This window comes from Tropicibacter alexandrii (genome assembly GCF_003667315.2).
In the GTDB taxonomy this organism is placed as follows: domain Bacteria; phylum Pseudomonadota; class Alphaproteobacteria; order Rhodobacterales; family Rhodobacteraceae; genus Tropicibacter; species Tropicibacter alexandrii.
Genome location: NZ_RCTZ02000020.1, coordinates 1 through 14,044 on the forward strand (window position 1 = coordinate 1; position 14,044 = coordinate 14,044).

At 65.8% G+C, this 14,044-nt stretch carries 18 protein-coding genes; 4 read left to right on the forward strand and 14 right to left on the reverse strand.

The features are described 5' to 3' along the window. Positions 1-161 precede the first annotated feature (161 nt). The 14 genes from D8Z78_RS19470 to kce form a co-directional block, all read right to left on the reverse strand. Positions 162-413, reverse strand: coding sequence for a DUF982 domain-containing protein (locus tag D8Z78_RS19470; RefSeq protein WP_121634536.1), 252 nt, complete (start codon positions 411-413; stop codon positions 162-164). A 157-nt stretch (positions 414-570) separates the two neighbouring features. Next, complete coding sequence (locus D8Z78_RS24730) at positions 571-735, reverse strand: hypothetical protein (RefSeq protein ID WP_164933019.1); 165 nt, start codon at positions 733-735, stop codon at positions 571-573. Positions 736-831: 96 nt separating this feature from the next. Then, positions 832-1,071, reverse strand: a complete 240-nt coding sequence (locus D8Z78_RS19475) for a hypothetical protein (protein ID WP_121634540.1) — start codon at positions 1,069-1,071, stop codon at positions 832-834. Next, positions 1,068-1,274 carry a cold-shock protein gene (locus D8Z78_RS19480; RefSeq protein WP_121634541.1) on the reverse strand — a complete coding sequence of 69 codons (207 nt, stop codon included), beginning with the start codon at positions 1,272-1,274 and terminating at the stop codon, positions 1,068-1,070. Before D8Z78_RS19480 ends, D8Z78_RS19475 begins: the two co-directional genes overlap by 4 nt. 228 nt (positions 1,275-1,502) lie before the next feature. After that, positions 1,503-2,438: a transglutaminase family protein gene (locus D8Z78_RS19485; protein WP_121634543.1), complete on the reverse strand. Its 936-nt coding sequence runs from the start codon at positions 2,436-2,438 to the stop codon at positions 1,503-1,505. Beyond that, a complete protein-coding gene (locus D8Z78_RS19490) occupies positions 2,435-2,620 on the reverse strand; it encodes a hypothetical protein (RefSeq protein WP_121634545.1) in 186 nt (61 codons plus the stop codon). The genes D8Z78_RS19485 and D8Z78_RS19490 overlap by 4 nt, the downstream gene beginning before the upstream one ends. Further along, the gene (locus D8Z78_RS19495) at positions 2,617-2,907 is read right to left on the reverse strand and encodes a hypothetical protein (protein ID WP_121634547.1); all 291 of its coding nucleotides are present in this window, start codon (positions 2,905-2,907) and stop codon (positions 2,617-2,619) included. The genes D8Z78_RS19490 and D8Z78_RS19495 overlap by 4 nt, the downstream gene beginning before the upstream one ends. Before the next feature lie 83 nt (positions 2,908-2,990). Continuing rightward, positions 2,991-3,890: a transglutaminase-like domain-containing protein gene (locus D8Z78_RS19500; protein WP_338064693.1), complete on the reverse strand. Its 900-nt coding sequence runs from the start codon at positions 3,888-3,890 to the stop codon at positions 2,991-2,993. Positions 3,891-4,233: 343 nt separating this feature from the next. Continuing rightward, positions 4,234-5,307 carry a 3-hydroxyacyl-CoA dehydrogenase family protein gene (locus D8Z78_RS19505; protein WP_121634549.1) on the reverse strand — a complete coding sequence of 358 codons (1,074 nt, stop codon included), beginning with the start codon at positions 5,305-5,307 and terminating at the stop codon, positions 4,234-4,236. Beyond that, positions 5,307-6,311, reverse strand: coding sequence for a phosphotransferase family protein (locus tag D8Z78_RS19510; protein WP_121634550.1), 1,005 nt, complete (start codon positions 6,309-6,311; stop codon positions 5,307-5,309). Before D8Z78_RS19510 ends, D8Z78_RS19505 begins: the two co-directional genes overlap by 1 nt. After that, a complete protein-coding gene (locus D8Z78_RS19515; RefSeq protein WP_121634552.1) occupies positions 6,308-7,516 on the reverse strand; it encodes an acyl-CoA dehydrogenase family protein in 1,209 nt (402 codons plus the stop codon). Before D8Z78_RS19515 ends, D8Z78_RS19510 begins: the two co-directional genes overlap by 4 nt. Positions 7,517-7,543: 27 nt before the next feature. Next, positions 7,544-7,939 (reverse strand): (R)-mandelonitrile lyase, encoded by a 396-nt coding sequence (locus D8Z78_RS19520; RefSeq protein WP_121634554.1) that lies wholly within the window; start codon positions 7,937-7,939, stop codon positions 7,544-7,546. Between the two features lie 27 nt (positions 7,940-7,966). After that, positions 7,967-8,743: an enoyl-CoA hydratase/isomerase family protein gene (locus tag D8Z78_RS19525; RefSeq protein WP_121634556.1), complete on the reverse strand. Its 777-nt coding sequence runs from the start codon at positions 8,741-8,743 to the stop codon at positions 7,967-7,969. Then, entirely contained in the window at positions 8,730-9,665 is a 936-nt protein-coding gene (gene kce / locus D8Z78_RS19530) for a 3,5-dioxohexanoate:acetyl-CoA acetone transferase (RefSeq protein ID WP_121634557.1), read from the reverse strand. Before kce ends, D8Z78_RS19525 begins: the two co-directional genes overlap by 14 nt. A gap of 357 nt (positions 9,666-10,022) precedes the next feature. On the opposite strand from kce, the gene D8Z78_RS19535 reads away from it, so the two are divergent. The 4 genes from D8Z78_RS19535 to D8Z78_RS19550 are packed head-to-tail and all read left to right on the forward strand — an operon-like array spanning position 10,023 to position 14,043. Continuing rightward, positions 10,023-10,793: a GntR family transcriptional regulator gene (locus tag D8Z78_RS19535; protein WP_121634559.1), complete on the forward strand. Its 771-nt coding sequence runs from the start codon at positions 10,023-10,025 to the stop codon at positions 10,791-10,793. Then, a complete protein-coding gene (locus tag D8Z78_RS19540; protein WP_121634561.1) occupies positions 10,790-12,283 on the forward strand; it encodes an ABC transporter substrate-binding protein in 1,494 nt (497 codons plus the stop codon). Before D8Z78_RS19535 ends, D8Z78_RS19540 begins: the two co-directional genes overlap by 4 nt. After that, positions 12,284-13,207 (forward strand): ABC transporter permease, encoded by a 924-nt coding sequence (locus D8Z78_RS19545; protein WP_121634563.1) that lies wholly within the window; start codon positions 12,284-12,286, stop codon positions 13,205-13,207. After that, positions 13,204-14,043 (forward strand): ABC transporter permease, encoded by an 840-nt coding sequence (locus D8Z78_RS19550; protein WP_121634565.1) that lies wholly within the window; start codon positions 13,204-13,206, stop codon positions 14,041-14,043. The genes D8Z78_RS19545 and D8Z78_RS19550 overlap by 4 nt, the downstream gene beginning before the upstream one ends. The last annotated feature ends 1 nt before the right edge of the window (position 14,044 follow it).

Sequence of the window (14,044 nt, forward strand, 5' to 3'; positions counted from 1 at the left end):
CCCGGCTGCGCTCACGGCGCTCCAGGTGGGACATTTCTGCTTTGCCAACCACGCGACATTTCAACTTGGTTGCAACATCGGCAAAGAGCACGCAGGTCGCGATCATCGTGCCGACGGGGCGCAGGTCCTGGCCCCGATCGACACGATGCAATAGGCCCTAGCTACAGCGCGCGCTCGGGGACGAACCCGGCGGACAGCGCCGCGACGAGGAAGGCGTGCCGGGCGTCTTCGACCGGGCTCATGCAATCCATGGCCGCCTCGACTTTCGCCAGCGCCGTCTGTCGCTGTGCGTCCGTGACCGGCCATTTCCGGCGCAACCAGTACCGGACCTTCTCGATCGTGCTGAACTGTTCGACAGCGCCATCGCGCGGTTGAAGAAGGGCGACAGGTGCGCCCCATTGGATTTCCATCATGTGTCTTTGTATCTTTCGGTCTGACTCCTTGCTCCGCCGCCCCGGATCGGGCGTGCGGGCGCGCGTGACGCGGTCTGAAGGAGGGTCATTTACGTGATGCAGCGGGTGCCACGACCTTGCGGTCAGGCACGTATCCGGCTGCGATAGTCGCGCGAGATCACTCTGTTGCGTCGTCCGGCTTGGCCACGGGCGGCGTTGCAGCCTGTGGGGCCTGCGGCTGAGGTTTGAAGCTGCCAAACCTGCGGACCATAGGCCGCTTCTTGGCAGGCGTGCTCAGGAATTCTTTCAGGTCCAGCTGCTTCTTCGGGACGGAATAGCCCATCGTCATCTCCTCATGTCGTTGCGGTTGCCCGCACCGGAACATCTGGAAAATGTTGTACGGGGTGGACACGTCGCGCAGCCGGTATGGCCGGCGCGTTCAGGTCTTGTCAGAGGCGTCCCGCGCTTCGCGGGCGGCCTTGAGGTCCGCCATCTTGTCGGCACGGGCCTGCGCTTCTTCGTCGAGAACGCGCTTGGCGTTCGCCGACGTCTTGTCGATCTGGGTGACCGGCTCGGCGCCCCGTGCCTTCGAGGCGGAAACGCTGGGCGCCAGAGGCTTCCCACCGTTCCCTTCCCGAGCCGGAACACTTGCAAGCAAGTCTTCCAGCGTCGGCTTCATGCGAGCGCCAGATTGGTGGCGGATTCGCGGCCATCACGGCCGGATTCGACGTCGAACGTCACGGCTTGACCGTCGTCGAGACGACCGATGCCAGCCCGCTCGACGGCAGATACGTGCAAGAAGACATCCTTGCTGCCCTGTTCCGGCTGAATGAAGCCGAAGCCTTTGGATGTGTTGAACCATTTCACGGTGCCATTGGCCATATCCGTGATCTCCTTCTGAAATGCCACCCGCAGGATCGCGGCAGCCCGGCAAAGTCGATCCAAGTCGATAAACCGAAACCGAATGAGCGGTGGCAGCATTACGAAGAGAAGAAACGTCAGCCATAGACATATGGGGGTGGGCCGGGCAAAGCACAAGGGCGCGGCGCTGCGGATCGAAAAAGAATTGCGCGGCGACAGGGTGCGGCGTGGTCCCGGAGCACCGACCCGTCAGGGCGCGGCTGCGGGGCCGCCCTGCGCCTTGTCCGGCGCGTTGCCCGCCACGCCCGCCGACAGATCGGGGTCGCTGCGCACGTCGACGGTGACCTCGAGCCCGAGGAAGTCCGCATGCGTGCCGTGAAAGCTTCCCGTCACGGGCGAAATCTGGTGGATGTTGCGGGCAACCGCGACGGTGATCAGGTTTGCCGGACCCACGGACCGGTTGGTCGGGTCTAAGGCGATCCACCCCGCGCCGGGCACGAACACCTCGACCCAGGCATGGGTGGCGCCCGCATCCGTCGTGCCAAGGCTGTCGCCCGTCGGGTTGTACAGGTAGCCCGAAACCAGCCGCGCCCCGAACCCCAAGGTGCGCACCGCTTCGGCATAGAGCACGGCGAAATCCCGGCAGGTGCCCCAACCTCGGGCAAGGGTCTCAAGCGGCCCCTGCGTGCCCTCCGTCTCGCGGCCCTGATAGCGAATCCGGGCGAAGATGGCGTTGCAGATGTCCTTGAGCAGGGCAAGGGTATCGGTGGGCTGTGCCGCGATCAACGGCTCCACCCAGCCGCGCAGGTGATCGAACTGGTCGAAATATTGCGGGCTCGACAGCGCGCCAAGGTCGGTCAACTCATCCGGGGCATAGGTGAACGGATAGTGCAGGGCCGAGGCCGCGATCGGAAAGACCGGCCAGACCGGTGCCGTCAGATCGACCACCATCCGGGCCGTGATGTCGAGCTCTGCCGCGTCCGACGGGAAATACGCCGACGCGATGGCATTGCCGGACACGTCATGCGACCAGTCGAGCACGGGCGTGGGCGAGATATCGAGGCTGAACGAAACGAGGCTCAGATCGCGTGTCTCGCGCGGGCGCAGCATCAAGCGATGCCGCCCAAGGGCGATGTCGCGGCGAAACGTGTAGCGGGTCTTGTGAACGATCGACAGGCGGGTCATGCCCCCAGCAGTCCCGCGCCGGTGCGCCACGCCGTCGTCGTCTTGCAGCGCGGGCAGACCCGCGCACCGAAGCCCGCGCTTCGGAACGTCTTGCGGCAGCACAGGCAGGCGCGATCCGCTTCGACATCCGCCTTTGCGCGCGCCGTGTCGAGGTCCTGCAATTCGGAGGTCTGGTCGCTCATTCGCCGATGCCCGGTCGCGGACTGCCCGGAAACGGGCCGGGCTGATCGGCGAAGGCAAAGCCGGGCAGGACGGGCCGCGATGTCTGGATGATCCGGCGTCGGTAAAAGCCCCGGACCTCGGCATCCGAAACACCGTCTGCCGCCATGACGAGGCGGGTCATCGGGTCGGCCAGCATCCGGTCGACATAGCTGTCGGGCTCGCCGCTGTCGGTCCTGATGCTTTCCCCGAAGTCGGGAAGGTCGAACGGGTTTTCGAACTGGAAGGTCGCTGTGATGGGATGGGTCATGTCAATTTCCTTGATGGGTCGGCAGACACGCGGGTCGCGGTCCGCCCGACAGGCAGGTACGTGGTGTGGGGTGGCGACGGGGCTCAGGACCGGGCCGGGCTGCCATCTTGGCTTGCCGCTGCCGGGGGCTGCGCGCCGGTGTCCCCGGTCTGGATGCCGCGTGTCCAGACCTTGAAATCCGACAGCGTCCCCGGCCCGAACATCTGCGTCAGCGGCACATCCGCCGCATCCCGCCCCCGCGCCACGAGGATGCGACCGGTGCGGCGCTTGTTGTTGCGCGGGTCGAAGGTCCACCACTGGCCGTCCAGAAACACCTCCATCCACGCGGCGAAATCATCGTCGGGATGGGGCAAGGGTTCGCCGATCTCGCTGATATAGCCGGTGCAATAGCGCGCCGGGATGTTCATGCAGCGGCAAAAGGCGATGGCCAGATGGGTGAAGTCGCGACAGACGCCGACGCCCCCGGCAAGGGTCTGCGACGCCGTCCGGGTCGGGTCGGCCTGCATGTAGTCAAAGGTGATGCCGTGATGCACGTAGTCGCAGATCGCCTGCACGCGCGCCCATCCGGGCGCGGTGTTCTCGAACAAGGCCCAAGCCCGCTCGGACAGCAGGTCCGTATCGCAATAGCGGCTTCCCAGCAGGAACACGATGGTTTCGAACGGCAGGTCCTGCACCGCATGCTGTTGGGCGTCCGGCTTGTACGGGTCGGGTAGCCCGGCATCGCGAAAGATCCCGTCGGTGGTCACCGTGAACTCGCCCGCAGGGGCCATCATCCGCGTACACCAGTTGCCGAACCCGTCGCGGTAGCTTTCCAGCGGAACGCTGGGTTCGGTCACGAGGTAATCCGCCCGCTCAAGATCGCCGAAGCGCGAATAATGCACGTTCAGAAGCGCGATCATCGGGGTCGGTTGCGTCAAGGTGTGGCTGATACGGCAGCCGATATGCAGTCTCAGGCCGGATGTGCCGGTGTCGGCGGGTCTCATGCATTGGTCATCGTCCAAGTGCGCAAACTCCATCATTCAAGGGAAATCCCGTTGGCCGGGCCATCCGTCACCGGACGCGCCCGACACCGCTCTGCGATGCGGTGGCAAATTTTCAAACGACATCCACCGGCAAGCGCGCGACCGTCGCGCGAACCACGTCCGGCGGATGGGCTACGGCCAATCAATCCTGACTGGTCCAGTCATGGCCGTGTTCATTCATGTCATGAAAAGGGCGCCGAACGTTGCTGCGGCGCGACCTCGGCATGTCACTCCGTACCACATGTCTCGTGATGAAACAAGCTTCGACGTCGTCGGGCGCCCCGCATGCGGGGGCGCCGCCGCGTCACAGCTTGTCGGTCGGATGCCCCCGGCTGGCCGCAAAGGCCGCAAGGCGCGGGCGCGCCCCCTCGCCCAGTTCCGCCAGCAGCGCACCGGGGGTATGTTCGAACCGGAAGGCCAGCCGCGCGCCCGTGTCGATCGCCTCCAGCGTCGCCGTGCCCTCGGTCATCTCTTCGCAGACGGGCAGCAGGACGGAATTGACGAACCGGTCGATCAAGGCCTGCCGCGTCGCGTCGTCCAGCGGCGCGGGTGTCTCTTCGATCTGCCACGGGCTATTGTCCGCGCCCTGCATTTCCAGCCCTTTGGCAGGCGCATAGAACGGCCCCAGCGACGACAGGTTGCGCACCGCGTTCAGGTTGGTGGCCGTGCCGATGATGTTCATCACCGCGAACGGCCCCATGGCAAGACCAAACGCCGCGCGGGCGGCGGCGTCGATCTGGCCGGTGGTGGCGATCCCCTCATCCAGCATATGCACCGCCTCGTTGCTGTAGGGGCAAAAGAAGCGGTTCAGCGCAAACCCGTTCTGGTCCTTGCAGGCGATGACCGTCTTTTTCGTCTGCTCAAGGAAGCCTTTCGCGGCAGCCAGCACGCCGGGGCGGGTGCGCGGGCCTTCGATCAGTTCGACCACCGGATTGATCTCGGCCGGGCTGAAATAGTGCATCCCGCAGAAACGGCTGGGATCGGTCAGCGCCTCGGCGATGTCGGCCAGCCGCAGGCAGCTGGTATTCGTCGCAAGGATCGCATCGGGGCGCACGATCATGTCCAGTTCGGCAAAGATATTCTTCTTCAGGTCGAGGTTTTCAAAGACCGCCTCGATCACCAGATCGCACTCCGCCATCGCGGTGCTGTCGGTGGCAGTGGTCAGACGCGCGGCGGCGGCATCGGCCTCATCTTGGGTGATCCGGTCCTTGGACACTTGCCGGGCGAGGTATTTCGCCTGTTTCGCCTGCGCGGCGTCCAGCACCTCGGCGCTGCGGTCGACCAGCACCACGTCGAGACCCGAACTGGTGCAGTTGATCATGATGCCCGCGCCCATGGTCCCGGCGCCGACGATGCCGACGGTTTGAATTCTGCTCATCACTGTTTGCCTTCGATCACGTCTAGCCCTCGGCGGGCGAATTTCGCCGCCATGCCTTCGGGCGGTTTTTCGACAACGGCGGTCCCGGCCCTGACGCGGTCCGCAATGCCCACCCAGATCACCGCGAACCGGAACAGGGCAAAGGCCTTGTGGAAGGTCGTCAGCGGCGCCATGCCGGGGCTGTTGTCCATGTAGCGGGCGACGAAAGCCTCCTCGGAGGGCAGGTTCAGCGCGTCGCGGTCCAGCCCCAGCAGGCCGCCATATTCGTCGGGCGAGGTGTGCCACGCCATGCAGCAATAGCCAAGGTCAGCCAGCGGATGACCCAGCGTCGACAGTTCCCAATCGAGGATCGCGACGACGCGCGGCTCGGACGGGTGGAACAGCACGTTGCCCATGCGGTAGTCGCCATGCGCAAGGCTGACGCGGCCATCATCCTCGGGCTGGTTGGCGATCAGCCAATCGCGCAAGCGGTCGAGTTCGGGGATCGGGTCATGGGGGCTGTCCGCCCATTGCGTCGACCAACGCGCGATCTGCCGTTCGAAATAGTTGCCGGGTTTGCCATAGTCGCCCAGCCCCACGTCCTCGGGCCGGACGGCGTGCATCTTGGCCATGGCATCGGCCAGACCCATCCACAGCGCGGTCCGTTCCGCCGGATCGGCCTCTGCAAGGGCGCCGTCGGGAAACACGCGCCCGTCCACCCGGTCCATCAGGTAGAACGGCGTGCCCAGCACATCCGGATCGTCGCAAAAGACCACCGGGCGCGGCACCGGCACGCCGGTGGGGTGCAGCGCCGACAGGACCCGATATTCGCGATCCACCGCATGGGCGCCGCGCAGGATCGGGCCATTGGGTTGCTTGCGCAGCACCATGCGCCGGTCGCCATGGGTGACGAAATAGGTCGGGTTGGACTGGCCCCCCGCGATGCGGTCGATCTGCATCGGCGCGCGGCCAAACTGCCCGGCCAAAAACCCGTCCAGCCGCGCCGCGTCGAAATCGAGGCTCATTCCGAGACGTCCCATTTCCAGAAATCGCGGCCCTCTTTCTCGACATTGCGGTGCAGGACCATCTTGTGGACCTCGTCCGCGCCATCGACCAGCCGCGCCTGACGGGCGTAGCGGTAGATCCATTCCAAGGGCGTGTCCTTGGAATAGCCGCGCGCGCCGTTGATCTGGATCGCCACATCCGCCGCCTTGTGCAGCACATTGGCGACATGGACCTTGGCCATCGACACCTCTTTGCGGGCATAGCCGCCGCGCTCCAGCTCCCATGCGGCTTTCATCACCAGCAGGCGGCCGATCTCGATCTGCATGGCGATGTCGCCCATCATCATCTGCACGCTTTCGCGTTTCGACAGGCGTTCGCCAAAAGCAAAGCGGTTCTGGGAATACTCGCTGGCGATCTCGACACAGCGTTTCGCCAGCCCCAGCCAGCGCATGCAATGGGTCAGCCGCGCCGGTCCAAGCCGGATCTGCGTCAGCTTCAGCCCGTCGCCTTCCTCCATCAAGAGGTTCTCGGCGGGGATTTCCATATCCTCGTAGACCACCTCGCAATGGCCGCCATGCTCCTCCGGTCCCATGATCGGGATGCGGCGCTCGATGCGGAAACCGGGGGTGTCGCGCCGATGCAGGAAGGCCGAGAGCCCCTTGCGCGGGTCGTCCGAGGTGCGGGCGATCAGGATGAAATGCTCGGCCTCCTCCGCCCCGGTGATGAACCATTTGCGACCACGGATGATATAGCGGTCATTGCGCTTTTCCGCGCGGGTCAGCATCATGCCGCCCGGATCGGAGCCGGAGCCGGGCGCCGGTTCGGTCATGACAAAGGCCGATTGCACGTCACCGCGCACGATCGGTTGCAACCACTCTTCCTTCTGCTGCGCGGTGCCGATCTTTTCCAGCACCTGCATGTTGCCATCATCCGGCGCGGCGGCGTTGAAGACACAGGGCCCAAAGATCGAGCGGTTCATTTCCTCGTAACACACCGCCATGCCCATCAGGCCCAATTCCTGCCCGCCGGTCTCCTGCTTCAGTTGCAGGCACCACAGCCCCTCGGCCTTGGCCTTGTCCCGCAGACCGGCCAACACATCCTTGCGGATGTTCTCATGCGCATCGTAATTGGCGCGGTCGGCTTCGAGCGGGAGGATCTCATCCTCGACAAAGCGCGCGATGCGGGCGCGGAAATCCTCGATGCGGGGGGAGATTTTGAAATCCATGTCAGTCCCTTGAGATAGGCTTGCGGGTCAACCGGCATAATCCGCGTCGGTCACATGTTCGAGCCAAGTGACCGCCGACCCGTCGACGACCTCCTGAATGGCGATATGGCTCATGGCGGTGTCGGGGGCGGCCCCGTGCCAGTGCTTTTCCCCGGCGGGGAACCAGACGACATCGCCTTGGGTGATTTCCTCGACCGGGCCGCCCTGGCGCTGGACACGGCCCCGGCCAAAGGTGACGATCAGCGTCTGCCCGGCGGGATGGGTGTGCCACGCGGTGCGCGCGCCCGGCTCAAAGGTCACATGCGCCCCGGCGGCGCGCCCGGGCGCGTCGGCCTTGAACAGGCTGTCCATGCGGACGGTGCCGGTGAACCAGTCCTCGGGGCCGACGGTGGAGGGGGTGCTGCCTGCGCGGGTGATCTTCATCTTGGTGCTCCTGTGTGAGGGATGAGCCTAGCGGCCCGTCCAATTGGGGCTGCGCTTTTCGGCAAAGGCAGCCAGCCCCTCGCGCGCATCCTCGGTCTGCGGCATCAGGCCGATCTGGCTTTCGAGAAAGCTGATCGCCTGTTCGAAGGTCATGCCCGATGTGGCGTTCAGCGCATATTTGCCCCGGCGGATGGCGCTGGGGGATTTCGTCACCACGCGGTCCACCAGCCAGTCGACCTTTGCGTCCAGTTCGGCGGGGTCCACCACGTAGTTGACCAGATCGCAGGCCAAGGCCTCGTCCGCGGTCAGCATCTCGCCCGTGTAGCACATCTCGGCGAATTTGCGCGCCGGGATCATGCTTTGCAGGATCGCCGCGACCTGCATCGGGAACAGGCCGACCTTGACCTCTGGCAGGCCGAACTTGGCTGTCGACGAAGCCACCGCCATGTCGCAGACCGCCAGCAGGCCCATGCCCCCGGCCAGACAAAACCCATTGATGCGCCCGATCACCGGCACCGTCGTCCGACGCGCGGCGCGCAGCATGTTGGCATAGTTGGAAATCGGCTCGGAATAGTCGAAATCGAACACCCCGCCGCCAAGGTCCGCCCCGGAACAGAAGGCCTTCTCCCCTGCCCCGGTCAGCACGATGGCGCGGATGTCCGCCTCGCGCGCCGCCGCGTCGAACGCCGCCGTCAGCGCAAGGATGGCCTCGTCGTTGATGGCGTTGCGCTTTTCGGGGCGGTTGATGGTCAGGCGCAGGACATTGCCCGCGCGCTCGGTCAGAACAGTGTCAGAAGTTGACATCATCGCCTCCTTTCAGGTTCAGGATCTCGCGCGCCTCGTCGGGCGTGGCGACCGCCATCCCCAGATCCTCGATCATCTTTTTCGCGAACGCCACCTGCGCCGCGTTGCTTTCTGCCAGCTTGCCGCGCCCCAGCCATAGCGAGTCCTCCAGCCCCACGCGCACATTGCCGCCCAGCATCACCGATTGCGCGGCGATCTGCATCTGTTTCGCACCTGCGCCCAGAACCGACCAGCGGTAATCGTCGCCGAACAGCCGGTCCGCCGTGCGCTTCATATGCATGACGTCTTCGGGGTGCTGGCCGATGCCGCCAAGGATGCCGAACACCGACTGGATGAAGATCGGTGCCTTGATCAGCCCGCGATCGACGAAATGCTTTGCCGTGTAGAGATGGCCGATATCGTAGCACTCGATCTCGAACCGGGTGCCGTTATCGGCGCATCTGGTCAGGATCATCTCGATATCGCGAAAGGTGTTCTTGAACACCCGGTCGTCGGAGCCGCGCAGATAGGGCTCTTCCCAGTCGTGCTCAAACGTCTTGTAGCGGTCGAGCATCGGGTAGAGGCCGAAATTCATCGAGCCCATGTTCAGGCTCGCCACCTCGGGCTTGTAATGCAGCGCCGGGCCAAGCCGCTCTTCGGCGGCCATGGTCGGCGCGCCCCCGGTGGTGATGTTCAGCACCGCGCCGGTGCGCTGTTTGACGACGGGCAGGATGCCGGCATAGGCCTCGACGGACTGGTCGGGAATGCCGGTTTCGGGGTTTCGGGCGTGCAGGTGGATGATCGCCGCGCCCGCCTCCGCCGCGCCAATGGCTGCGTCGGCGATTTCCTGAGGCGTCACGGGCAGATGCGGCGACATCGACGGGGTGTGGATCGACCCTGTGACGGCACAGGTGATGATGACTTTGCGGGGTCCTTTGGCCATGGTCCGTGCTCCTTGCAGGTTTCAGCGCCGCGCCACGGCGCAGGCGGCAGCGTAACGCGTCACGACCGTTTCGCCACAGCTGCGAGACACGCCCCTCCAGTTCGACGACACCCAGAATTTTCCCGGCATTCTCAATCAGATCCTCTTGTCTGTGGCGCGGTCGCAGGGCTGACCTTGCGGCCCAGCTGCCGGTCCCGGTGCCCAAGGTGTGGCAGCGATGGGTAGGCCGGTCAAGCACGGCTGCGTGCCGGGTGGGCAGCCCGGGGCCCGCGGGCTTCACGATCACATGAAATGTCTTAACCACGTTATTGACATGTCAGGACGGGTCCTAAAACATGTTTGTAAAAGGACGCCGCGATGTACGACCCCCATTCCCCGCTTCTGCGCAGTTCCGTTGCGCCGGATGGCCTGCCCCAGCCCGAGGCCAAGGCCCGCTTTGCCGAGGATCGCCTGCTGGATGCCGTCATCTGGTGCGAGGTCCTGCCGGGCGAGACGGTGACGGAGGCCGACGTGATGGACCGGTTCGGCCTGACCCGCGCCGCCGCCCGCGCCGCCCTGACCCGGCTGGGCTATGACGGTTGGGCCAGCCCGCAGGCGCGGCTGGGCTGGCAGATCCTGCCGGTCACGGGCGCGCTGGTCGGGCAGGTGCTGACCGCGCGGCGCATGGTCGAACCCACCGCGCTGGCCGCCGCGCCGCTGACCCGGACCCAACGCGATCACGTGGCCCGGATCGGCGACATCCTGCGCGCCATGCAGGACCAGAACACCGGCGGCGCGGTCGTGGCCTTTCGCCACTTCGTCGACGAGATCGACAGCCACTTGCTGGGCGCGATCGACCCGTTCAGCGCACGCCACCTGCGCAAGCTGTGGCACCATTCGGCGCGCATGGTCCGCTACCTTGAGGATGCCGGGGCCGGGCACATGTTCCGCCGGGCCGAGATTTTTGACCTCGTGCAGGCCGTGGTGGACGCCGATGCCGATGGCATCGCCCGCGCCCGGCATGCCCTGATCGACGCGCAGGAACGGTTCGTTCTGCACCAGATGCTGAAAAGCGAAGCGGCGCTTGGCCCCGGCAGCGGGCTTGGCGCGTCCAGAAAACAGGCTGCCGCACAAGGGAGACCCTCATGAAGACCCTGAGACAAGGACTATATACCAGCGCCGCGATCCTCGCGCTGAGCCTGCCCGCCATGGCGCGGGACCTGACCATCGACCTGTCGGGCGAACCCGCCACGCTGGACCCGCACCAGCAGTGGAACCCGGACAGCTACTACGTCTACCGCAACATCTTCGACAACGTGGTGACGCGCGACAATGACGGCACGATCGTGCCGCAGATCGCGACAGAGTGGGAATACACCTCGGACACCGAACTGGTGCTGACCATCCGCGAGGGCGTCACCTTTCACGACGGCTCGCCCCTGACCGCCGAGGATGTGGCCTATTCCGTGTCGCGCATCATCGAACCCGAGTTCGGCTCGCCGCAGCTGGGTCAGTTCAACTCGATCACCAGCGCCGAGGTGATGGACGGCAACAAGGTCAAGCTGACGACCAAAAGCCCCTACCCCGCCCTGCTGGCGCAGCTGGTCAAGCTGTCGGTCGTGCCCAAGGCCATCGTCGAAGAGGTCGGCACCGATGCCTTCAACGAGGCGCCCGTGGGCTCCGGCCCCTATGCCTTTGACACATGGGACAAGGGCGTGTCCGTGACCCTGACCCAGAACGGCGACTACTGGGGCGATATGGGCCCGTTCGAAACCGCCGTCTTCCGCGCGGTGCCCGATGCGGCGACCCGCATCGCCGATCTTCAGGCCGGGGCTGCCGACCTCGTGGTGGGGCTCGACAGCGACGGCGCCCTGCAACTGGCGGGCAACCCGGACGTCAAGGTGCTGAGCGCGCCCACCGAGCGCGTGGCCTATCTGGGCTGGAACGTGGACAAGCCGCCCTTCAACGACCCCGACCTGCGCCGCGCCGCCTCGCTGGCGATCGACAGCGCCGGGATTGCCGAGGGCCTTCTGGGTGCCGGCGAGGTGCCGATGGCGCAGCTCTCGTCGCCCGCGCATTTCGGCTATGCCGAGGGCATCGCGCCCTTCGAATACGACCCCGAACAGGCCGCCGAGATCGTGGCGTCCAAGGCGGACATTGCCGCCACGCCCGTCACCTTTGCCACCGCGCCGGTCTTTGACCAGCGAGTCGTGCAGGCGATCCAGCAGATGCTGAACGATGTGGGCTTCGACGTGTCGATCTCGATGACCGACATGCCCACCTATCTGGCCGCCGCCCGCGCGGCGGATCGGGCGGAACGCCCCGAGCTCAGCTTTGGCCGCTGGTCCTGCGCCTGTCAGGATGCCGACGGCATCGCCTATCCGCTGCTGCATTCGGGCAGCTCGTGGAGCCGGATCAACGATCCCGAACTGGACAGCCTGCTGGACGAGGCCCGCACCTCGCTGGACGAAAGCGTCCGGCAGGCGGCCTATGAAAAGGTCCACCAGATCGTGCGCGAGCAATACCTGACCCGCCCGATCTATCAGGCGGCGGTGCTGTATGGGGCCAATGCGGCGCTGGAGTTCACGCCGACGGCCAACGAAAGCCTGTTCCTCAACCGCATGAGCTGGTCCGAGTAAATGGGCCGCTTCCTCCTGCAACGCAGCGGTCAGGCGCTGGTGGCGATCTTTGGTGTCGTCACGCTGGTGTTCTTCATCCAGCGCCTGACCGGCGATCCGGTGCTGCTTCTGGTGCCGGAAACCGCCACGCAGGAGGATATCGAGGCCATGCGGCGCACGCTTGGCCTCGACCGCGCCCTATGGGTGCAATACCTCGATTTCCTGCGCGACATGGCGTCCTTTGACCTTGGCCGCAGCTATATCCGCAACGCCCCGGTCTGGGACATCCTGCTCAGCCGCCTGCCGCAGACCCTGCAACTGGCCGCCGGGGCGCTGGTCGTGGCGCTGGTCATCGGCCTGCCCTTGGGGCTGGTCATGGCGCTGACCCAAGGGCGGCCCGTGTCGCGCGTCATCATGGGCATCGTGCTGGCATTCCAATCGCTGCCCACCTTCTGGAGCGGGATCATGATGATCCTGCTGTTCGGCGTCACGCTGAAATGGCTGCCGCCTTCGGGCACCGGCACGCTGGCGCATCTGGTGATGCCCTCCATCGCGCTGGGGCTTTTGTCGCTGGCCACCTATGCGCGGATCGCGCGGGCCTCGGTGCTGGATGAACTGTCCAAGGACTACATCCGCTCGGCCCGGATGCGCGGTGTCGGCACCGGTCGGCTGGTGCGCCGTCACCTGCTGCGCAACGCCGCGATCCCGGTCATTTCGATCACCGCGCTGGAGATCTCGCAGCTGCTGGCAGGCGCCGTGATCGTGGAAACCGTCTTTGCATGGCCGGGGCTCGGCCTGCTGACGGTCCAAAGCATCGCCGCGCGCGATTTCATGGTGGTGCAGGCGGTGGTCCTGCTGGGGGCCTTCGTCACCATCGCGGCGAATTTCGCCGCCGACATCCTTTACACGGTGGTGGACCCGCGCGTCCGCCTGACCAAGTCATGAGCGCCGCCCTCGCCTTTCGCCCCCGCACCCTCGCGGCATGGTGGCCCGCCGGGCTGCTGGCCGCGCTGGTGGCCTGCGCGATCCTTGCGCCGTGGCTGGCACCGATGGACCCGGACCGCCAGAACCTGATGGCCCGCCTGAAAGCCCCCGGTTTCGAAGCGCGCGGCGCGCTGTATCTGCTGGGCTCGGACGAGCTGGGCCGCGACGTGCTGAGCCGGGTGATCCATGGCGCGCGGGTGTCGATCGTCGTCGCCGTGTCGTCGGTCCTGCTGTCGGGCGTGGTGGGCGTCGCCGTGGGGATGCTGGCCGCCTACCTGCGCGGCTGGGTGGAAACCGTGCTGATGCGGCTGGTGGACATCTTCCTGTCGATCCCGGCGATCCTTCTGGCGATCATCACCGTCGCCGTTCTGGGGCCGGGCTTCATCAACGTGATCCTCGTGCTCGCCCTGACCCGCTGGCCGCGCTATGCGCGCGTCGCCTATGGCCAGACGCTGGCGCTTGCAGACCGGCCCTTTGTCCGGCTGTCGCGCGCCATGGGGGCGTCGACGCCGCGCGTGCTGGCGCTGCACATCCTGCCCAACATCATCGGCCCGCTGCTGGTCGTCGCGACGCTGGAATTCGGCCTGATGGTCCTGTTCGAGGCGGGGCTCAGCTTTCTCGGCCTTGGCGTGCAACCGCCCATGGCCAGCTGGGGCGCGATGCTGTCGACGGGGCGCAACTACATCGCCACGGCTTGGTGGATCGCCACCTTCCCGGGGCTTGCACTGTTCCTGCTGGTGCTGTCGGCCAACCTGATCGGCGACCGGCTGGGCGATCTGATCGGAAAGGGACGCTGAC